Here is a 20,487-nt window from a genome sequence, read left to right on the forward strand (position 1 = left end):
GGGGCAGCGGGGGTTAGCCCATCTCCTCCAGAGTCTTGCCCTTCGTCTCGCGGACGAACTTCAGGACGAAGGGGATGGAGAGCGCCGCGAAGGCGCCGTAGATGATGTACGAGCCGGTCAGCGACCACTCGGACATGCTCGGGAAGGTCTTGGTGATCGCGAAGTTGGCGAGCCACTGCGCGGCCGCGGCCACACCGAGCGCGGCGGCGCGGATCCGGCCGGGGAAGATCTCGCCGAGCAGCACCCAGACCACGACGCCCCAGGAGAGCGCGAAGAACAGCACGAAGGCGTTGGCGGCGATGAGCGCGATGATGCCCTGGGCGTCGGGCAGCGAGACGTTGTCACCGGCGCCGGCGCGGTACGAGAACGCCCAGGCCATGGTGAACAGGGCGATCGCCATACCGGCGGAGCCGATCAGGGCCAGCGGCTTGCGCCCGATCCGGTCGACGAAGATCATCGCGATGACCGTACCGATGATGTTCACGATCGACGTCTCGAACGAGTACAGGAACGAGCTGGTCGGGTCGTGCCCGATCGACTGCCACAGCTGGTTCGAGTAGTAGAAGATCACGTTGATGCCGACGAGCTGCTGGAACACCGACAGGCCGATGCCGATCCACACGATGGGCAGGAAGCCGACCTTGCCGAGCAGGTCCTTGAAGGACGGCTTGTGCTCGCGGCGCATGGCGTCCTCGATCTCGGTGGCGCGCGCCTCAGCGTCGATGCCGGTGCCCTCGACCTCGGTGAGCACCTTCTTGGCGTCGGCCACCCGGCCCACGGAGATCAGGTAGCGCGGCGACTCGGGGATCGCGAAGGACAGCAGGCCGTACAGGACGGCCGGGACGACCATCACGCCGAGCATCCACTGCCAGGCCTCCAGGCCCGCCAGCTGTCCGCGCTGGTCGCCGTCGGCCAGGGTGAGGATGCCGTAGTTGACCAGCTGCGAGACGGCGATGCCGATGACGATCGCGGCCTGCTGGAACGAGGCGAGCCGGCCGCGGTACGCGGGCGGGGCGACCTCGGCGATGTAGGCCGGGCCGATCACCGAGGCCATGCCGATGCCGACGCCGCCGATCAGGCGCCACATGGTGAGGTCCCAGGCGGCGAAGGGCAGGGCCGAGCCGACGGCGCTGGCCGCGAAGAGCACCGAGGCGATCTGCATGCAGCGGATACGGCCGATCCGGTCGGCGATCCGGCCCGCGAGGGCGGCGCCAAGGGCACAGCCGAGGAGCGCGGTGGCGATGATCCAGCCGAGCATGTCCGCGTTGACGTCGAACCGGTGCTGGATGGCCACGGTCGCGCCGTTGATCACGGAGCTGTCGTAGCCGAAGAGGAAGCCGCCCATCGCGGCCGCAGCCGTAATGAAGATGACATGGCCGAGATGGTCCGGACGTGGACCCTTGGCCGCCTGCGGGGCCTGCGATGTGCTCGTCACTTGTACTCCTCGGGCGCCACCGGCCACAGCGCCGGGGTGGGGGTAGAGGCACCTTCCAGTGGCGCACAACTTCTTGTCACTCACCACTTGAAGGTAAAAACAACGTTGCAGAGACTATTCCTTCAAGTGTCGAAGTCAATAGGTCTGGAGCTATGACTTTCTGAGCATGCGAAGACAGCAAGAGTTCAATGCTTGAACTTATTAAGGGAGAAACGGGCGGAACGGGTCAGCTCGGCCGCCGGCCCCGGATCAGCTCAACCGCTGGCTGATGACCTTCGAGACCCCGTCACCCTGCATGGACACCCCGTACAGCGCGTCCGCGACCTCCATCGTGCGCTTCTGGTGCGTGATCACGATGAGCTGCGAGGACTCCTGCAGCTCCCGCATGATCCGGATCAGCCGCTGCAGATTGGTGTCGTCGAGTGCCGCCTCGACCTCGTCCATCACATAGAACGGGCTGGGCCGCGCCTTGAAGATCGCGACCAGCATCGCCACCGCCGTGAGCGACCGCTCGCCGCCCGAGAGCAGGCTGAGCCGCTTGACCTTCTTGCCCGGCGGCCGCGCCTCGACGTCCACGCCCGTGGTGAGCATGTTGTCCGGATCGGTCAGGATCAGCCGGCCCTCGCCGCCCGGGAAAAGCCGCGAGAAGACCCCCTCGAACTCCCGGGCCGTGTCGTAGTACGCCTCGGTGAAGACCTGCTCCACCCGCTCGTCCACCTCCTTCACGACCTGAAGGAGGTCGGCGCGGGTCTTCTTCAGGTCCTCCAGCTGCTCGCTGAGGAACTTGTGCCGCTCCTCCAGCGCCGCGAACTCCTCGAGGGCCAGCGGGTTGACCTTCCCGAGCTGCTGGTAGGCCCGTTCGGCCGCCTTGAGCCGCTTCTCCTGCTCCCCGCGCACATACGGCCGCGGCGTGTTCCGCGGATGCTCAGGGTCCTCGGGCAGCTCCTCGCCCTCGGCGGGCGGCGACGGCGGTACGAGCTGGTCGGGCCCGTAGTCCGCGACAAGCCCGGCCGGTTCGACGCCCAGCTCCTCCAGCGCCTTCGACTCCAACTGCTCGATCCGCATGCGCTTCTCGGCGCCGAGAACCTCGCCCCGGTGCACCGAGTCGGTCAGCTTGTCAAGGTCGGCCTTGAGGTCCCGGCCGGCGTTCCGCTCCGCCACCAGCTCCTGCTCACGCTCCGCCTTGGCCCGCTCGGCCGCCTCCCGCTCCCGCTCGGCCCGTACGAGGGACACCTCCACGTGCGCGAGCAGCTGCCGGGCGCCCGAGCCGACCGCCTGCGCCACGGCCGCCTCGCGCCGCAGCCGGGCCCGGCGCTGTTCGGCCCGCGCCCGCGCCTCCCGTTCGGCGCGCGCGGCCCGGTCCAGGCCGTCGGCACGTCCGGCGAGACCCTTGACCCGCTCCTCGTGCGTGCGCGCCTGAAGCCGCGCCTCCATCTCGGTCTGCCGCGCATTGGCCCCATCGGCCGCGAGCCGGTCCCGTACGGAGGTGTCGGGCTCCTCCTCTACGGGCAACTCCTCAGCGACCGCAAGCCGTTCGGCCAGCTCCTCGACCTCTTCGAGGGCACGGTCCAGGGCCTCCTGCGCGCGGGCCGCCGCCGCGACCGACCGCTCCGCCTCGCCCGCGGCCCCCCGCGCCTGCCCGGCGAGCCGCCCGAGCTGCTGCGACACCGCCGACTTCTCCCGGTCCGCGGCCCGCCGCCGCTCCCCCAACTCCTCGACGAGCGCGGCACATGCACGCCGCCGCTCCACCGCCCGCTGCTGCTCATCGGCCAGCGCCTCGCACCGCACCCCGAGCTCCTCGAGGTCGGCCGCGGCCTCGTCCACCGAGGCCTGCACCTCGATCAGGCTGGGCGCCCCGGCCGACCCGCCCTGCGCGAAGTGCGCCCCGAGCAGGTCCCCTTCGGCGGTCACGGCCGTCAACTCCGGACGCGCGTAGACCAGATCCTCGGCGTCCTCCAGCGTTCCTACGACGACGACCCCGCGCAGCAGCCGCCGCACCGAGGGCATCAACTCCTCTGGCCCGCGCACCAGTTCAGCGGCGAACGGCGGCCCCTCCCCCTGCTTCGCCGGTACGTCGTCGGGGGCGCCGCCGAGCAGGATGGCCGCGCGGCCCGCGTCCTGCTTGCGGAGCAGCCGGATCGCCTCGGCCGCCGTCGCCGGGGTGCTCACGGCGATCGCGTCGGCCGCGGCCCCGAGCGCCGCCGCCACCGGCACCTCGAACCCGGGGGTCACGGTGAGCAGTTCGGAGGCAGGACCGAGCAGTCCGGCCAGCTGTTCCCTCGCGGCGAGCAGCGCTCCCGTACCGTCCTTGCGGCGCAGCCCGAGCGCGAGCGCCTCGTGCCGGGCCGCCGTCGCCGCCCGCTTCCGCTCCGCCGACGTGGCCGCCTCGCGCGCGGCGGACTGGGCCGCCTCCGCGTCGGCCAGCTCACGCTTGGCCGCGTCGTGCCGCTCGCCGAGCTCGGAGTCGTCGGCGTCGAGACCGTCGACCTCGGCCTTGAGCTGCTCGTACTCCTCCTGCGCCGCGGCCGCCCGCTCCTGGGCCTCGTCGCGCGCGGCGGCCAGGCGGTCGATCTCGGCCTGCGCCGAAGCGGCCCTGCTGCGGGCCGCGCCCACCTGGCCGTTGAGGCGGGCCAGGCCCTCGCGGCGGTCGGCGATCGCCCGCGCCACGTCCTTCAGGCGCCGCTCCTCGGCCGCCAACTCCCGTTCCAGGTCGGCCCGGTGGGCCACCGTGTCCTCAAGGGCCCGCTCGGCCGCTTCGAGCGCGGCCTCCAACTCGGCCTCCTGCTCGCGGATCCGGGCGGCCTCGCGCTCCATGTCCTCGGGGTCGCGGCCGCGCCGCTCCTCGGCGGGCGCGGAGGTGGCACTCTGCACGCGGGCGTCGGCGAGCGAGACCGTGCCGCGCACCCGCTCCGCCAGCTGCGACAGCTCGTACCAGGTCTGCTGCGCCCGCTGCAGCCGCGGTGCGAGGCGGCGCACCTCGCCCTCAAGCTCGGCCTCCCGCGCGAGGGCCGCCTTGAGCCGCGCCTCGGCCTCCTCCTTGCGCCGCTTCAGCTCCGCCTCGTCCGCGATCTCCGTACGCAGCGCCTCCCGCAGACTGACCAGGTCGTCGGCGAGGAGGCGGAGGCGGGCGTCGCGCAGGTCGGCCTGGATGACGGCGGCCCGGCGTGCGACCGCGGCCTGCCGCCCAAGGGGCTTGAGCTGTCGGCGGAGTTCGTCGGTGAGGTCCTGCACGCGCGCGAGGTTGGCCTGCATCGCGTCCAGCTTCCGCAGCGCCTTCTCCTTGCGCTTGCGGTGCTTGAGCACACCCGCCGCCTCCTCGATGAAGGCGCGGCGCCCCATGGGATCGGCGTGCAGTACGGAGTCGAGCTGGCCCTGGCCGACGATGACGTGCATCTCGCGGCCGATGCCGGAGTCGGACAACAGCTCCTGGATGTCGAGGAGTCGGCAGGTGTCCCCGTTGATCTGGTACTCGCTGCCGCCGTTGCGGAACATGATCCGCGTGATGGTGACCTCGGCGTACTCGATGGGCAGCACACCGTCGGAGTTGTCGATGGTCAGCGACACCTCGGCCCGGCCGAGCGGTGGCCGCCCGGTGGTGCCGGCGAAGATGACGTCCTCCATCTTGCCGCCGCGCAGCGACTTGGCGCCCTGCTCACCCATGACCCAGCTGAGCGCGTCCACCACGTTCGACTTGCCGGAACCGTTGGGTCCGACGACGCACGTGATGCCCGGCTCGAAGCGCAGGGTGGTCGCCGAGGCGAAGGATTTGAACCCGCGCAGGGTCAGGGCCTTGAGGTGCACGCCGCCGGACTCTACCTTTCGGCCTCGCCCCGACTCCATGAACCGCCGCGTCTCACGGCATGAACACGCGGTTTCATCGCGGAAGGTGCAGGGCACATCAGACGGTGAGGGAACGCTTTGACGATCAGGGGGATCCGGAGCGGACGGGCAGCGCCGGCGGGGAGGGGAAGCGGGGGAAAGAAAGAAGGGACGCCGAAGCGTCCCTTGCAGATCTTCTCAAGCGGCTGACAGGGCAGCCCCGAGTAGATGCCTCACGCGGCAGCAACTCAGGTCAGCGCAGGCTCCGCCTGGGGTACGTCGATGCTCTCCAGAAACGAGTCGCCTTCGTGAGAAGCGGCAGCCGTAGCCAGCGCGTCGTTCTCGGCCTGGATTCGTACGAGCTCGGATTCCAGGTCCTGGACGCGCTGCTGGAGCCGTCGCATCTCGGCGAGGAGTCGCGGGTCGGAGCCGCCGACGTAACCGAGAAGCGCCTTTGCCATGATGGATGGTCCTCCACACTGAGTGACCGACCGAATCGGTGTGGGTCGTGAGGGAAGCACCCGCGGTGTATGGCACTGCTTGTTTTGATTGCCGTTCCCACATGCCAAACAGCCGGGGTGCGCGGGGACTTCCAGAGTCTCACCAAAAAGTTTGACGGTCAACACGATCACACCCCGTATTGGCGGGCTGCCCGGGGGCGCGCGGCCTGGGAACGGGCGGCGCTGCTCTCCTTCGGGGCCCTGGGGGGCGTGGTGATCATTGTGCTCCGCGCAGCCTGGCACGACAAGGCTTTATTGGCAACCACCAGGCGCTTTCCGTCCACGGCTGCGCCAGGTGCGGCTCCCGGGCGCCGCGTCGGACGCCCGGGAGCCGCCCTTCCTCACCGGATGGCGAAGGTGTCGTAGATACCACGGGGCGTGTCCCATATCTCAGTGACGCCGTCGACCTGGCCGGGTGTGTCGCCCTCCCTGAGCCAGCCCAGCAGTGCGTCACAGCCGATACGGGTGCCTTCGGCGACCACCTGGACGCGGCCGTCGGCGAGGTTGAGCGCGAAGCCGACCAGTCCGCCGATCTCGAGTGCCTTCGCCCTGGTGAACCAGCGAAAGCCCACTCCCTGTACTTGACCGCGTACCCAGGCGGTGAGCCGTACCTCTTCATTCATGTGGGAAAGCTAACCGGCCGATTGCCCGCAAGGCACTTCGCCCCCACATTCTCTTCACGTACAGTCGCGACAGCCGAGCCTCACTCGTACGGGTGATGCACAGGAACCTCAGGGATCAGGAAGGCCACCAAGATGGGACGCCACCGACGCGTGGGCGCCGCGGGCGCGAGCGACGAGCAGGACCCGGCGGACACCGTACGCACGGGCAACGCCCACTCGCACCGCCGCTCGAAGCGGGGCTCGGTGCCGGTGCGCACCGGTCTGCTCGGCGTCTCCGCTGCCGTGGCGATGGGCGCCGTCGCCGTCGCCTCCGGCCTGATACCCGGCGACACCTTCACGGGCGGCGACGGCCAGGAGTCCAGCCGCGTGCAGTCCGCGAGCAGCCCGACCGACCTGGAGACGCAGGGCGAGACCTCCGCCTCCCCGGACCGTTCGGAGAGCCCCGCGAGCCGTGGCTCCGAGCGCCCCGAGCCGTCGAAGACCTCGTCCTCCCCCACCCCCTCCGCGAAGCCGTCCAAGACCCCGTCGCCCGAGAAGTCCACCGCGGACACCGGCGCCGGCGCCCGCGCCGGCGAGAAGAAGACCGCAGAGCCGAAGACCGAGGCCCCGGCGAAGCCCGAGTCGGCCGCGCCCGCCAAGCCGTCGGCGCCGCAGTCCCCGGACAGGGGCGAGGCCGCCGAGGCCGAGGTGCTCTCGCTCGTCAACCAGGAGCGGGCGCAGGCCGGTTGCAGCCCGGTGAAGGCCGACGCCGCCCTCGCCGACCTGGCCGCCGACTTCAGCGAGGACATGGCCGAGCGCGGCTTCTTCGACCACACCGACCCCGACGGCTCCACCCCCTGGGACCGGGCCGAGAAGGCCGGGGTCACCAACCTCGGCGGCGAGAACATCGCCCGCGGCCAGGCCAACGCCCAGTCCGTCATGGACTCCTGGATGGCCAGCCCGGGCCACCGCGCCAACATCCTCAACTGCGACTACAAGACCCTCGGCGTCGGCGCCCACTTCGCGTCCGGCGGCCCCTGGTGGACGCAGGACTTCGGCTTCTAGCTCGGAGTGGCCCGCGGCGGCCGTTGGCAGCGCGGGCAGAAGTAGCTCGACCGGTTCATCCACGGCCGCCGTCGCATCGGGGTGCCGCAGCGCCGGCACGGCTCGTCCTCGCGCCCGTACGCGTCGAGCGCCCGCTCGAAGTAGCCGGACTCGCCGTTCACATTCACGTACAGGCTGTCGAAGCTGGTGCCGCCCACGGCGAGCGCGGCGTTCATGACGTCGCGGATGTGGCCGAGGAGTTCGGTGGTGCGGGGGCGCGTGAAGGTGGCGGTGGGGCGTTCGTAGTGCAGCTTGGCGCGCCAGAGCGCCTCGTCCGCGTAGATGTTGCCGACTCCGCTGATCAGCGACTGGTTGAGCAGCGCCCGCTTGATGGTCGTACGGCTGCGGCGCAGGCCCTGGTGGAAGGCCTCGTCGTCGAAGGCGGGGTCGAGCGGGTCGCGGGCGATGTGCGCGATGACGTCGGGCAGCCCGTCGGCGGTGGTGCCGTGCAGCGAGAGCCCGCCGAAGGTCCGCTGGTCGACGAAGCGCAGCTCGGTGCCCTGGTCATCGTCGAAGCGGACGCGGATGCGCAGATGCTTCTCGTCGGGAGCCTCCTCCGGCTGGACGAGGAGCTGGCCGCTCATGCCGAGGTGCGCCAGGATCGCGTTGGGCGAATCGGCGAGCGGCAGCCACAGGTACTTTCCGCGCCGCCGGGTGACGCCGATCCGGTGCCCCTTGAGCCGGGCGGCGAAGTCGGGCCCACCGGCGAGGTGACGGCGTACGGCGCGTGGGTGCAGCACCTCGACCTCGGTCACGACGCGTCCGGAGACCCAGCGCTCCAGTCCGCGGCGGACGACTTCGACCTCGGGCAGTTCGGGCACGGGTCCTCCCCCGGTACGTGGGTGAATGCACGGCCGACGGCCCGCCCCGTGGGATACGGGACGGGCCGTCGTACAGCCTGCGGAAGGCGGCTCGGCGCCAGGCGTCAGGCCTTGGCCGATTCGGGGGCGCTGTCGGCGTCCGCCTCTGTGACCCCTTCGGGCCCTTCGGCTTCGGCCTTGGCGCGCTCGTCCGCGGCGGCGCGAATCGCACGCCACGCGGACTCGGCGGCCTGCTGCTCCGCTTCCTTCTTGCTGCGACCGGTGCCGGTGCCGTACGAGACGCCTCCGACGCGGGCGGCAGCGGTGAAGGTCTTCTCGTGGTCGGGGCCGGTCTCCGAGACCAGGTACTCGGGCACGCCGAGGCCTTCGGTCGCGGTGAGCTCCTGGAGACTGGTCTTCCAGTCCAGGCCGGCACCGAGGTTGGAGGACTTCTCGATCAGTGGGTCGAAGAGCCGGTGGACGAGCTCGGAAGCCGCGTCCAGACCCTGGTCGAGATAGACGGCGCCGATCACCGCTTCGAGGGTGTCGGCGAGGATGGATGCCTTGTCCCGGCCGCCCGTGCCTTCTTCACCTCGGCCGAGCCGGATGAAGGCGCCGAGGTCGAGCCCGCGGCCCACCTCCGCCAGCGCACGCGAATTGACCACCGCGGCCCGCAACTTGGCCAGTTGGCCTTCGGGCAGGTCGGGGTGGGTTCGGTACAGCGTGTCCGTGACGACGAGTCCGAGCACGGAGTCCCCGAGGAACTCGAGCCGCTCGTTCGTCGGCAGGCCGCCGTTCTCGTACGCGTAGGAACGGTGGGTCAGCGCACGCACCAGAAGGGCGGACTCGAGCTTGTACCCGAGCCGCCCTTCCAGAAGCGTGTGGGACGAGGCCGTGTTCTCCGCCTGCTTCTTGGCGTTTGCCGCTTTGGCGTCATCCGCCGTTTTGTGGCTAGACACGGTGCCTCTCACCAGCCGCTCAGACCTCGAGGACCTGGCGCTTGTTGTAGGTGCCGCAGCTCGGGCACGCGATGTGCTGCTGCTTCGGCTCCTGGCAACGCTCACACGAAACCAGGGTGGGGACCGCAGCCTTCCACTGCGACCGGCGGTGGCGCGTGTTGCTGCGCGACATCTTCCGCTTCGGAACAGCCACGGCTACTTCTCCTGCTTCTCGTCGACGCCAGCTTCGGCGCCGCTCATCTCGTCCTTCTCGCCGTCCTGGAGCGAATCAGCGAGTCCCTGCAATGCCGCCCAACGGATGTCGACGGCGTCGTGGTGGTGGTCCGGGTCGTCCGCGAGCCGCGCACCGCATTCGGCGCAGAGACCCGGGCAGTCGTCCTGGCACACCGGCTGCATCGGCAGTGCGAGCACCACCGCATCGCGCAGCACGGGCTCGAGGTCGAAGAGTCCGTCCTCGAGGGGGGTCACGTCCTCGTCCTCGGCGTCGTCGGCCGGTTCCGCCTGCTTGCTGCGGCCACGGTCATCGGCGTCGGGGTACGTGAACATTTCCTGGAAGTCCGCTTCGAGCTCTCGCTCCAGCGGCTCCAGACACCTTACGCACTCCCCCTCGACCCGTGCACGGGCGGTGCCTGTGACAAGCACCCCTTCCATGACGGACTCGAGCCGCAGCTCGAGGTCGACCGGAGCGCCGCCAGGCACTCCGATGACTCCCTTGATGCCGAAGATCGCGTCTCCGGAGGGGGCGTCGATCGTGCGGGTCAGCCGCTGGAGCGCGCCGGGACGCCTCCCCAGCTCGTGCGTGTCGAACACGAGGGGGTTGCGGTGGTCGAGGCGGGCGTTCAGGGCTCTTCCTGCTTTCGATCATTGAAGTCTTGGGGAGGCTGACCCCGCTGTGAGCGGAGAGCCTGGCCGCGGGCGTCAAGAAACGACAGAGCGCACGCGCGACCGAAGAGCCAGGATACTGGACCTTTCGCCGTCGGCCCAATCCGCCCTCTTACAGCTGGCCAGAGCCGTTCACTGCCCCTGCCCGCGCCCCTGCTCGTACTCCCGCAGCTGATCGACGCTGATCATGCTCGTGTCGAACAGACTGGTCTCGTCGAGCGCCGGCGCCTGCTGCTGCGCCGGGTCGGGCTGCTGCCCGCCGCCGTCGTAGAACCCCTGCATCTGCATGCCGTCCGGCCCGGGCCCGAACCCCTGCGGTCCGTAGTCCTGGCTCTGCTGCTGATAGGCGTACGGGTCCTGCTGCTGGTACGCGTACGGATCCTGCTGCGCGTAGTCCGGCGGCATCTGCTGGTACGCGTACGGGTCCTGCTGCTGGTAGCCGTACGGGTCCTGGCCCTGCGGGGCGTACTGCTGCTGGGCGGGGATCGGGGCCGGGGCCATGGGCGGCGGAGGGGGCGGGGTCTGGGGCTGGGCCGGCTGGTACTGCTGGTGGCTGTGGTCCTGCTGGGGCGGCAGGTGCTGTTGCTGTTGCTGGTGCTGTTGCTGGTGCTGGTGCTGAGGCGCGTGCTCGGGGTGCTGTTGCTGCGCCTGCTGTACGTGCGGCTGTGCCTGCTGTGACTGCTGTTGCTGTGACTGCTGTGACTGCTGTGACTGCTGTTGCTGTGGCTCGGCCAGGTCCGCGAGGTAGTCCGCGTCGCTGGCGAGGTGCTGGTGGCCGTGCTCGTCGAAGGCGCCGAGCTGGCCGAGGTCGTCGGAGGCGACGCGGCCCTGGAGCTTCTGGCGGCCGCGGCCGACCGCGTCCAGCGTCTTGGACAGCACGGCCTCAAAGGCGCCGAGCTTCACGTCCACGTACGCGTCCGCGCGCTGGCGCAGGGTCTCCGGGTCCTGGCTGCGCTCGGGGGCCTCGGTGAAGTCCGGGTCCTCGTACCCCTGGGCGTCCAGGCCCTGGCCGGTGCCGAGGAGCTTCTCGCGGCCGCGGCCGACCGAGCCGAGGGTCTTGGTGAGGACGACCTCGAAGTTGGCGAGCTTGGAGTCGACGTACTCGTCGGCCTCCTGGCGGATCTCCTCGGCCTCCGCGCGGGCCTTGGCGAGGATGCGGTCGGCCTCGTCCTGGGACTGGCGGGCGACCGCGGTGTCGGAGATCAGCGAGCCGCGTTCCGCGTGGGCCGACTCGAGGATGCGGTCGGCCTCCTGGCGGGCCTGCTCGACCAGCTGCTCGCCGCTGCCGATGACCTGCTGCGCCTGGGCGAGGGAGCCGGGCAGGGCTTCGCGGACCTCTCCGAGCCGCGCGAGCAGCTCGGCCCGGTTGACCACGCACGAGGCCGACATCGGCATGGACCTGGCACCCTCGACCGCTTCGACGATCTCGTCCAGCTTCTTCTGCACGTCCACCGTGTGCTCGCCACTCTCTGCCTGCTAGAAGTCTCTGCCCGATGGGAGACGGACAAGGCGACTGTAAGGGCAGCGGCCGCTGCGCCGACACCGGGTGACGGAACGTCAGCTCCGCGGGGTCCGTTCTCCCTGGCCGGGGGCTCAGCCGTCCTGGGCCAGGCGCTCGGTCAGCGCCGTGTGCACCAGCGGCGGCACGAGGTGCGAGACGTCACCGCCCCAGGCCGCCACCTCCTTGACGAGCGAGGAGGACAGGAAGCTGTACGTGGGGTTGGTGGGGACGAACAGGGTCTCGACACCGGAGAGGCCGTTGTTCATCTGGGCCATCTGCAGCTCGTAGTCGAAGTCGCTGACGGCGCGCAGGCCCTTGACGATGGCGGGGATGTCGCGCTGCTTGCAGAAGTCGACGAGCAGGCCGTGGAAGGCCTCCACCTCGACGTTGCCGAACTCGGCGGTGACCTGACGGATCAGCTCGATCCGCTCGTCGATCTCGAACAGGCCCTTCTTGGACTGGTTGATCATCACCGCGACGTGGACCACGTCATAGAGCTTGGAGGCGCGGGCGATGATGTCGAGGTGTCCGTTGGTGATGGGGTCGAATGACCCCGGACAGACGGCGCGGCGCAACTGAAGTCCCTCGCTCTCGGGTCCTGACGATGCGTTCATGAGGTGGGTTCCTCGCTGGTCGAGGCGGCGCGACCGTACCAAAACGTGCCCTCGCCGTAACGCCGGGACCTGAGTCCCTCGAAGCCGTCCGGCCAGCCGAATTCACCGCCTCTTGTGCTGCGCTCCACGGTGACGAGCGCTTGCTCAGCGAGCCAGCCCTGAGCGCGGAGTGTGAGCAGAATCTCCCGAAGATCGTCGTCGCTCACGGCGTACGGCGGATCGAGAAACACCAGGTCGTACGGGTCCTGGGGGGCCGCGCCCGCGATGATCGCCGCCGCCTTGCCGGACCGGACCTCGGCGCCGGGCAGGGCGAGCGCCTTGACGTTCTCCCGGATCGTGCGGACCGCCCGGGCGTCCGTCTCGACCAGGAGCGCGTGGCCCGCGCCCCGGGACAGCGCTTCGAGGCCGACGGCGCCCGAGCCCGCGTACAGGTCGAGGACGCGTTCGCCCTCGAGCGGGCCGCCGAGGAGCGACTGCCAGGTGGAGAACAGGCCCTCACGCGCGCGGTCGGAGGTGGGCCGTGTGCCGTTCCCCGGTGGTACGGCCAGGCGGCGTCCGCCGGCGCGGCCGGCGATCACGCGGGTCATCTGCGTCCTTCGGGGGTGAGGGGGGCTCGAGCGGCCTCGACGAGCCGAGGTCACTCAACGATATGTGGGGGCGCGGGGCGGTGGCGCAGCGGCCGTCACGGCGGTGGCGCAGCGGCCGTCACGGCGGTGGCACAGCGGCCTCCCGGCGGTGGCACTGCGGCCGTCACGGGGTGGCGCTGCGGCCGTCACGGGGTGGCGCTGCGGCCGTCACGGCGTTCGCTGCGCCGTCCGGCAGGTCGTCAGCCCTAGTCCAGGTACTCCTCCGGCCGTCAGCCCTTGTCCAGGTACTCCTCCCGGTCCTTGTCGAGGAGGGCGTCCAGGGCCGTGCGCAGGGCGGGCAGACCGGTGAGCTCCGGGTCGGCGGAGACGATCCGGACCGCCTCCTCTCGGGCCTCGGCGATGATCTCCTCGTCGTCGATGACCGCGAGGACCCGCAGCGAGGAGCGCACTCCGGACTGCGCCTGCCCCAACACGTCGCCCTCGCGGCGCTGTTCGAGGTCGATGCGGGAGAGCTCGAAGCCGTCGAGCGTGGCCGCGACGGCGCCGAGTCTGGCGCGCGCGGGGCTGGCCTCGGGCATCTCGGAGACGAGCAGGCAGAGGCCCGGGGCGGAGCCTCGTCCGACGCGGCCGCGCAGCTGGTGCAGTTGGGAGACGCCGAAGCGGTCGGCGTCCATGATCACCATGGCGGTGGCGTTGGGGACGTTCACCCCGACCTCGATGACCGTCGTCGCCACCAGGACGTCCACCTCGCCGGCGGCGAAGGCGCGCATCACGGCGTCCTTGTCCTCGGGCGCCATGCGGCCGTGCAGCACCTCGACGCGCAGGCCCTTCAGGGGTCCGGCGGTGAGTTGCTCGGCGACCTCGACGACGGCGAGGGGCGGGCGCTTCTCCGCCTCGTCCTCGGCGGATTTCTTCTTGGCGGACTTGTCGTCCAGGTCGTCCCCGATCCTGGGACAGACCACGTACGCCTGGTGGCCGTTCTCGACCTCTTCGCGGACGCGTTCCCAGGCGCGGGCCAGGAAGTGCGGCTTGTCGGCGGCGGGGACGACATGGGTGGCGATCGGCGAGCGCCCGGCGGGGAGCTGGTCGAGTACGGAGGTCTCCAGGTCACCGAAGACCGTCATGGCGACCGTGCGCGGAATGGGGGTCGCCGTCATCACCAGGAGGTGCGGCGGCTGTTTGCCCTTGCCGCGCAGGGCGTCGCGCTGCTCGACGCCGAAGCGGTGCTGCTCGTCCACGACGACCAGGCCGAGGTCGTGGAACTGCACCTTGTCCTCGATCAGGGCGTGCGTGCCGATGACGATCCCGGCCTCTCCGGTGGCGAGGTCGAGCAGGGCCTGGCGGCGGGCGGCGGCGCCCATCGAGCCGGTGAGGAGGACGATCTTGGTGGCGTGCTCGGAGCCGCCCAGCATCCCTGACTCGGCCAACTCCCCCATCATCTCGGTGATCGAGCGGTGGTGCTGCTGGGCGAGCACCTCGGTGGGCGCGAGCATCGCGGCCTGCCCTTCCGCGTCGACCACGGCGAGCATGGCGCGCAGCGCCACCATCGTCTTGCCCGAGCCCACCTCTCCCTGCAGCAGCCGATGCATCGGGTGTTCGGTCGCGAGGTCGTCGAAGATCTCCTTGGAGACCCGCTGTTGGCCGTCGGTGAGCGTGAAGGGCAGCTTGGCGTCGAAGGCGTCGAGCAGGCCGTCCTCTGTGGGGCGGCGGGGCGCGGCGGGCAGCTGGGTCTCGGCGAACCGGCGCCTGGCCAGGGCGACTTGGAGGACGAAGGCCTCGTCCCACTTGAGGCGGTCCTTCGCGGCGGCGACGTCCTCCTTGGAGTGCGGCCGGTGGATCTTCAGGAGCGCCTCGGGGAGCGGGACCAGGCGGCGGCCCTGGCGCAGCGAGGGCGGCAGCGGGTCCACGGCGTCCTGCGCGCTGGGCAGCACCGCGTCCACCGCCTTGGCGATCTTCCAGGACTCCAGCTTCGCGGTGGCCGGGTAGATCGGGATGAGCGCTCCGGCCCAGGACTCGACGGCGTCCTCCGCCTCGGCTCCGCTGCCGCCGCGCAGGAGTTGGTACGCGGGGTGGGCGAGCTGGAGTTTGCGGTTGAACGCGGACACCTTGCCCGCGAACATCGCGCGGGTGCCGGGCAGCAGGTCCTGGTGCGGCTTGTGGATGCCGCGGCCGAAGAAGACCAGCTGGAGCTGGCCGCTGCCGTCCGTGATGGTGACTTCCAGGCGCTGTCCGCGGCCGCCGTTGAACTTCAGGACGCGGGCGCTCGCGACCTGCGCGACCACCGTGACGTGCTCGTCCAGGGGCAGGTCGGAGAGCGTGGTGAGCTCGCCTCGCTCCGCGTACCGCCGGGGGTAGTGGTGGAGGAGGTCGCCGACCGTGTGCAGGTCGAGGTGCTCGGCCATCACCTTCGCGGTGGCGGGGCCGAGCGTCTTCTTCAGGGATTCTTCGAGCGCGGGCACGAATCCATTGCACACCACACCACCGACAACGCGCCGAGCCTGTGGATAACCCGGCCGCGCCGAACCGCCGTTCCCGCGCCCACCGCTCCCGGCTCCCGCGCCGCTACTCGACGCCGATCAGCATCAACGGCGACTGCCGCCCGCCTCGGTACACGACGGTGTCGACGGCGAGGTGGTGCTCGCGTACGTGTTCGCCGAGGGCGTCGCCGACCGAATCGGGCAGGTCGTCGCCGAGGACGAGCGTGACCATCTCGCCGCCCGCGGACAGCATCCGGTCGAGGACCGCGGCCGCCGTGGCCCTGACGTCGGCGCCGATCACCGCGACGTCCTCGTCGATCAGGCCGAGCAGGTCCCCGGCCTGGCAGATGCCCGCCGTGGTCCACGACTGCCGCTCGGCGACGGCCAGTTCGGCGTACCGGGTGGCGCCGGCCGCCGACGTCATGCCGACCACGTCCTCGTCGAAGCGCCGGTCCGGCTCGTGCACGGCGAGCGCCGCGATGCCCTGCACCGCGCAGCGCGTCGGGATCAGCGCGACGCGTACGCCCTCGGCACGGGCCTGCTCGGCCGCCGCGGCCGCCGTGTACCGCAGCTCCGGGTCGTTGGGCAGCAGCACCACCTCGCGCGCGTGCGCCCGCCGGATCGCGTCGACCAGCTCGCCGCTCGCCGGGGGCTCCCCCGGCCGCGCGAGCACGGTCGTCGCCCCGGACTCGCCGCACAGCTCGGCCAGGCCCTCGCCGGGCACGACGACGACGATCGCGCGCTGCGTCCGCTCCCGCGGCTGCTTGGGGTGCCCGCCGCTGTGCGCGTCCTGCGCCCCGAAGTGCGTGATCCGGATGCGGTACGGGCGTCCCGCCTCGACGCCCGCCTCGACCGCGGCGCCCGCGTCGTCCACGTGCACATGGACGTTCCACAGCCCGTCGCCGCCGACCACGACCAGGGAGTCGCCCAGGGCGTCGAGGCGGGTGCGGAGCCGGGACACGGCGGCGTCGTCGGCCTCCAGGAGGTAGATCACCTCGAACGCGGGCCCGCCCTCGTCGGCGCCGATCTCGGCCCCGCAGTCGACCGCGTCCGCCGCAGAGCTCGGCCGGCTCACCTCTCCATCGAGCACCGCGTCCGCCACCGCGGCGAACGGTTCGGCCTCTTCCACGCGCGCGTGGTGACCGATTCCGCCTCCCCCGCGCACGGGCCGCCGCGCGGGCGCCCTTCCCGACAGGGTCTGCACGAGGGCGCCGAGTACCGCGACGAGGCCCTGGCCGCCCGCGTCGACGACGCCCGCCCGACCGAGCACGGCCAGCTGCTCCGGCGTCGCCTCCAGCGCCGTGGCCGCGCCCTCGTACGCGGCGGTGGCGACCGCGGTGCAGCCGCCGTCCGCCCGCTGTGCCGCCTCGGCCGCGGCGGTGGCGACGGTCAGGACGGTGCCCTCCACGGGATGGGCCACCGCCTGATAGCCGGACTCGGCGGCCCGACGCAGCGCGAGGCGAAGCAGCGCGGCACCGTCGTCCGCGCCTGAAGGACCGGGTTCGCTGTGATCCGCGCCACGCTCGCCGTCGTCGGCAGCGGCCTCGGCAAGCACCTGAGCCGTACCGCGCAGCAGCTGCGCCAGGATCGTTCCGGAGTTCCCGCAGGCACCGATGAGCGCGCCGTGCGCCAGTGCGCGTACCGCCTCCGCCAGCGAGGGTCCCGCGCCGGAACCCGCCGCTTCGTGGCCCGCGAAAACCGCCTCTACCGCGCGTGCGGCCGATTCCACGGTCAGATACAGATTGGTGCCGGTGTCCCCGTCGGCGACGGGATAGACGTTGATCGCGTCGATCTCCTCGCGGGCCTTCCCCAGTTCGCGGAGCGCCAGTCCGCACCAGGTGCGCACCACCTCGGCGTCGGGGGTCTGGGGCACCGGCTGCCTCCTTGTTCCGGGGTCGTCTCGCAGCGTAGTCCCCGGTGGGGAGGCCGCCCGGGGCAGGCCCCCGGGCGGTCATGGTAGTTTCGTTGTACCGAAGCGGACGTTGTATGCTGCTTCGGTTGCCTGATGAGAGTCAGGCCGACCTTCCCCCTGGCACCGCCAACCAGATCACTTGATCCCGGCATGCCGGGATCAACCGTAAGTGCATCTGAAGTCTTTGGAGTGACCCGTGGCTGCCAACTGCGACGTCTGCGGCAAGGGGCCGGGCTTCGGCAACAACATCTCCCACTCGCACCGCCGTACGCCCCGTCGCTGGAACCCGAACATCCAGCGCGTGCGTGCCGTGATCAGTGGGACGCCGAAGCGGCTCAACGCCTGCACCTCGTGCATCAAGGCCGGCAAGGTCTCGCGCTGACGAACGTGTAGCGCGGCCACCTAGCTGGTTGCTGTAGAAAGCCGGTCCACCCTCGGGTGGACCGGCTTTTTCATGCCCGCGCACGGGTTCATGCCCGCGCACAGGCCGCCGCCCACAGGCCACTAGGAGCGGAACCGCCACCCGTGGTCCACCGGCCCGATCCCCCCGCCGAGCGCGAAGCCCGCGGCGATCGCGCCCGTCACGTACTCCTTCGCCGCGCGCACCGCGTCCGGCACCGTGAGCCCCTTCGCGAGGCCCGCCGCGATCGCGCTGGCCAGGGTGCAGCCGGTGCCGTGGGTGTGGCGGTTGTCATGGCGCGGGGCGCGCAGCCAGTACTCCTCGGCACCGTCCGTGAGCAGGTCCACCGCATCGCCCTCGAGGTGCCCGCCCTTGATCAGCGCCCACCGCGGCCCGAACTCGAGCAGGGCGGCGGCCGCGCGCCGCAGCCCGTCCTCGGACTCCACGCGTACGCCGGTGATCTGCGTGACCTCGTCCAGGTTCGGCGTCGCGACCGTGGCGACGGGAAGCAGCTTCGTACGGACGGAGTCGAGCGCCGAGGCGGCGAGCAGTGAGTCGCCGTGCTTGGAGACGCCCACCGGGTCGATCACGGTGGGCGCGTCCGTGCCGGCGAGCAACTCCGCGACCGTTTCCACGAGTTCGGCCGATGCCAGCATGCCGGTCTTCACGGCCTGCACGCCGATGTCGTCGACGACGCTGCGGTACTGCGCGCGCACCGCCTCCACCGGCAGCTCCCAAGCGCCTTGCACGCCAAGGGAGTTCTGCGCGGTGACCGCCGTCAGGACGCTCATGCCGTGCGTGCCGAGGGCCAGCATGGTCTTCAGGTCGGCCTGGATGCCCGCGCCGCCGCCCGAGTCGGACCCGGCGACGGTGAGCACGCGAGGGGGTGCCGTACGAGCCGTCATGATTCGATCTCCCCGAAGTGGTCCCAGCCGCTCTTGCTGGTCCAGGGCGCGCCGTCGACCGTCACCTGAGGCAGCGCCGAGGGGTTGAGGACCTCGCCGATCACCTTCCAGCGGGCCGGAAGCTGCACGTCCTGCGGGAACGTCGCGACGATCGCGTGGTCCTCGCCGCCGGTGAGCACCCACTGCAGCGGGTCGACGCCGACGGCCTGGCCGATGTCGTTCATCTGCGAAGGGATGTCGATCGAGGCGGACTTGACGTCGATCCTGACCTTGCTCGACTCGGCGATGTGCCCGAGGTCGGCGATCAGTCCGTCGCTGACGTCGGCCATCGCGGTCGCGCCGAGCCCGGCGGCCGCGGGGCCCGCGTGGTACGGCGGTTCGGGCCTGCGGTGCGCCTCCACGAACGCGCGCGGCGAGCGGAAGCCGCGCGAGAGCACCGCGTGACCGGCGGCGGACCAGCCCAACCAGCCGGTGTACGCGACGACGTCACCGGGCTGCGCACCCGCGCGCGTGACCGGCTCGTGGTTGCGCAGATCGCCGAGCGCGGTGATCGACACGGTGATCGTGTCCCCGCGCACGACATCGCCGCCGACCACGGCCGCGCCCGCGACCTGGCATTCGTCGCGCAGCCCGTCCATCAGCTCGCTGGCCCAGGTGACCGGCAGCTCGGCCGGTACGACGAGGCCGAGGAGCAGCGCCGTCGGCACGGCGCCCATGGCGGCGATGTCCGCGAGGTTCTGCGCGGCGGCCTTGCGGCCCACGTCGTACGCGGTGGACCAGTCGCGGCGGAAGTGCCGCCCCTCAAGGAGGATGTCCGTACTGGCCACGACCCTGCGGTCGGGTGCGGCCACGACCGCGGCGTCGTCGCCGGGGCCGAGGCGTACCGCCGGAGTGGTGGTGAGCCGGGACGTGAGCTCTCTGATGAGCCCGAACTCCCCGAGCTCGCCCACGGTGCCCTTCATCGAGTCTCGCCTCTTCCTGTCGTGCCGTCTGCTGTGCCGACTGCCCCAGTGTGCGCGCGGTCGCGGGGGCCCTCGGCCGCGGGTACCGTCAACAGGTACGTCAACTTGGCTGGTCCGTACGCCCCGGAGCGCGCGCCACAGGCTCCGCGGGTCTCCCCGCGACGCACGGTGACGCGATACCGTGGCGCCCCGTCTCCCGTCAGCACCCGTTCACGAGGGCGCTGAACGCTCGCTTTTTCCGTTCCCCACATGATCCTCGTGGCCGCCCTGGAGGTTCCGTGGTACAGGCGTACATCCTGATCCAGACCGAGGTAGGCAAGGCGACCATGGTCGCCGAGCTGATCGGCAAGATTCCCGGAGTGATCCAGGCCGAGGACGTGACCGGTCCCTACGATGTCATCGTGCGCGCCCAGGCGGACACGGTCGATGAACTCGGTCGCATGGTGGTCGCGAGAGTCCAGCAAGTGGACGGCATCACCCGCACCCTGACCTGCCCGGTCGTGCACTTGTAGCCCCCGTCTACGCTTGGCCGGTGAACATTTTCCGCCGCCGGCTGATCTGTCTGTCCGCCCTCGGCCTGCTGTGGGCGACCGCGGGCTGTTCTTCGACGGACGACCGGGCAACGGTCCCGGTTCCCTCCCCCGACGCCGATACGGCACAGCTGTGCCGGAACCTGCACGAACAGCTGCCGGACCGGATCGACGGGCTCGACCGCGAGGATCCGGAGCCGCGTTCCGAACTGACTGCCGGATGGGGAGGCTCGGCGATCATACTGCGCTGCGGTGTACCCCGGCCCGCCGCGCTCGCGGACCCGAAGGCGTACGGCGCCGAGGTCAACGGCGTGGGCTGGCTGACCGAGGAGCAGCAGGACGGTTCGTACCGCTTCACGACGACGCTGCGCGAGGCGTACGTCGAGGTCACGTTCGACCAGGAACACGCGAAGCAGGGCGCGGGCTCGCTCACCGACTTCGCGGGGCCGGTCAGGAAGACGGTGCCGGAGGGCATCGCGAACTGAGCCACGAGAGCCC

At 71.1% G+C, this 20,487-nt stretch carries 19 protein-coding genes; 4 read left to right on the plus strand and 15 right to left on the minus strand.

Annotation, left to right across the window (positions count from 1 at the left end; translation table 11 throughout):
* Positions 1 to 13: 13 nt before the first annotated feature.
* The 4 genes from RCO28_RS05080 to RCO28_RS05095 all read right to left on the minus strand — a co-directional run bounded on the left by RCO28_RS05080 (position 14) and on the right by RCO28_RS05095 (position 6,377).
* Positions 14 to 1,435, minus strand: a complete 1,422-nt coding sequence (locus RCO28_RS05080) for a sugar porter family MFS transporter (RefSeq protein WP_308939746.1) — start codon at positions 1,433 to 1,435, stop codon at positions 14 to 16.
* Positions 1,436 to 1,684: 249 nt separating this feature from the next.
* Positions 1,685 to 5,236, minus strand: coding sequence for a chromosome segregation protein SMC (gene smc / locus RCO28_RS05085; RefSeq protein ID WP_308939747.1), 3,552 nt, complete (start codon positions 5,234 to 5,236; stop codon positions 1,685 to 1,687).
* Between the two features lie 266 nt (positions 5,237 to 5,502).
* On the minus strand, positions 5,503 to 5,715 hold the full coding sequence (locus RCO28_RS05090; RefSeq protein WP_161700093.1) for a hypothetical protein: 213 nt from the start codon (positions 5,713 to 5,715) through the stop codon (positions 5,503 to 5,505).
* Positions 5,716 to 6,095: 380 nt separating this feature from the next.
* On the minus strand, positions 6,096 to 6,377 hold the full coding sequence (locus RCO28_RS05095; protein ID WP_308939748.1) for an acylphosphatase: 282 nt from the start codon (positions 6,375 to 6,377) through the stop codon (positions 6,096 to 6,098).
* Between the two features lie 132 nt (positions 6,378 to 6,509).
* Here RCO28_RS05095 and RCO28_RS05100 point away from each other — a divergent pair, with 132 nt between their 5' ends.
* Positions 6,510 to 7,421, plus strand: a complete 912-nt coding sequence (locus RCO28_RS05100; RefSeq protein WP_308939749.1) for a CAP domain-containing protein — start codon at positions 6,510 to 6,512, stop codon at positions 7,419 to 7,421.
* Here RCO28_RS05100 and mutM read toward each other — a convergent pair.
* The 9 genes from mutM to RCO28_RS05145 form a co-directional block, all read right to left on the minus strand.
* On the minus strand, positions 7,418 to 8,281 hold the full coding sequence (mutM, locus tag RCO28_RS05105) for a bifunctional DNA-formamidopyrimidine glycosylase/DNA-(apurinic or apyrimidinic site) lyase (RefSeq protein WP_308939750.1): 864 nt from the start codon (positions 8,279 to 8,281) through the stop codon (positions 7,418 to 7,420). The two genes, RCO28_RS05100 and mutM, sit on opposite strands and share 4 nt — an antisense overlap.
* A gap of 104 nt (positions 8,282 to 8,385) precedes the next feature.
* The gene (gene rnc / locus RCO28_RS05110) at positions 8,386 to 9,231 is read right to left on the minus strand and encodes a ribonuclease III (protein WP_308939751.1); all 846 of its coding nucleotides are present in this window, start codon (positions 9,229 to 9,231) and stop codon (positions 8,386 to 8,388) included.
* Between the two features lie 7 nt (positions 9,232 to 9,238).
* Positions 9,239 to 9,412: a 50S ribosomal protein L32 gene (gene rpmF / locus RCO28_RS05115; protein WP_026165248.1), complete on the minus strand. Its 174-nt coding sequence runs from the start codon at positions 9,410 to 9,412 to the stop codon at positions 9,239 to 9,241.
* A gap of 2 nt (positions 9,413 to 9,414) precedes the next feature.
* Positions 9,415 to 10,062: a YceD family protein gene (locus tag RCO28_RS05120; RefSeq protein ID WP_308940286.1), complete on the minus strand. Its 648-nt coding sequence runs from the start codon at positions 10,060 to 10,062 to the stop codon at positions 9,415 to 9,417.
* Between the two features lie 171 nt (positions 10,063 to 10,233).
* Positions 10,234 to 11,553, minus strand: coding sequence for a cell division initiation protein (locus tag RCO28_RS05125; RefSeq protein ID WP_308939752.1), 1,320 nt, complete (start codon positions 11,551 to 11,553; stop codon positions 10,234 to 10,236).
* A 141-nt stretch (positions 11,554 to 11,694) separates the two neighbouring features.
* Positions 11,695 to 12,177, minus strand: a complete 483-nt coding sequence (coaD, locus tag RCO28_RS05130; RefSeq protein ID WP_282538998.1) for a pantetheine-phosphate adenylyltransferase — start codon at positions 12,175 to 12,177, stop codon at positions 11,695 to 11,697.
* Positions 12,178 to 12,212: 35 nt separating this feature from the next.
* Positions 12,213 to 12,803 carry a 16S rRNA (guanine(966)-N(2))-methyltransferase RsmD gene (gene rsmD / locus RCO28_RS05135; protein ID WP_308939753.1) on the minus strand — a complete coding sequence of 197 codons (591 nt, stop codon included), beginning with the start codon at positions 12,801 to 12,803 and terminating at the stop codon, positions 12,213 to 12,215.
* 269 nt (positions 12,804 to 13,072) lie between these two features.
* Positions 13,073 to 15,205: an ATP-dependent DNA helicase RecG gene (recG, locus tag RCO28_RS05140; RefSeq protein WP_308940287.1), complete on the minus strand. Its 2,133-nt coding sequence runs from the start codon at positions 15,203 to 15,205 to the stop codon at positions 13,073 to 13,075.
* 160 nt (positions 15,206 to 15,365) lie between these two features.
* Complete coding sequence (locus RCO28_RS05145) at positions 15,366 to 17,153, minus strand: DAK2 domain-containing protein (RefSeq protein WP_308939754.1); 1,788 nt, start codon at positions 17,151 to 17,153, stop codon at positions 15,366 to 15,368.
* A gap of 235 nt (positions 17,154 to 17,388) precedes the next feature.
* On the opposite strand from RCO28_RS05145, the gene rpmB reads away from it, so the two are divergent.
* Positions 17,389 to 17,574 (plus strand): 50S ribosomal protein L28, encoded by a 186-nt coding sequence (rpmB, locus tag RCO28_RS05150; RefSeq protein ID WP_308939755.1) that lies wholly within the window; start codon positions 17,389 to 17,391, stop codon positions 17,572 to 17,574.
* Positions 17,575 to 17,696: 122 nt separating this feature from the next.
* Here rpmB and thiD read toward each other — a convergent pair whose 3' ends face one another.
* Both thiD and RCO28_RS05160 read right to left on the minus strand, forming a co-directional pair.
* A complete protein-coding gene (gene thiD, locus RCO28_RS05155) occupies positions 17,697 to 18,497 on the minus strand; it encodes a bifunctional hydroxymethylpyrimidine kinase/phosphomethylpyrimidine kinase (RefSeq protein ID WP_308939756.1) in 801 nt (266 codons plus the stop codon).
* Complete coding sequence (locus tag RCO28_RS05160; RefSeq protein WP_308939757.1) at positions 18,494 to 19,459, minus strand: thiamine-phosphate kinase; 966 nt, start codon at positions 19,457 to 19,459, stop codon at positions 18,494 to 18,496. The genes thiD and RCO28_RS05160 overlap by 4 nt, the downstream gene beginning before the upstream one ends.
* A gap of 278 nt (positions 19,460 to 19,737) precedes the next feature.
* On the opposite strand from RCO28_RS05160, the gene RCO28_RS05165 reads away from it, so the two are divergent.
* Both RCO28_RS05165 and RCO28_RS05170 read left to right on the plus strand, forming a co-directional pair.
* A complete protein-coding gene (locus tag RCO28_RS05165; protein WP_308939758.1) occupies positions 19,738 to 19,971 on the plus strand; it encodes an Lrp/AsnC ligand binding domain-containing protein in 234 nt (77 codons plus the stop codon).
* A 20-nt stretch (positions 19,972 to 19,991) separates the two neighbouring features.
* On the plus strand, positions 19,992 to 20,474 hold the full coding sequence (locus tag RCO28_RS05170) for a DUF3515 domain-containing protein (protein ID WP_308939759.1): 483 nt from the start codon (positions 19,992 to 19,994) through the stop codon (positions 20,472 to 20,474).
* The last annotated feature ends 13 nt before the right edge of the window (positions 20,475 to 20,487 follow it).

The sequence above is a fragment of the Streptomyces sp. LHD-70 genome, assembly GCF_031157275.1.
Classification (GTDB): Bacteria; Actinomycetota; Actinomycetes; order Streptomycetales; family Streptomycetaceae; genus Streptomyces.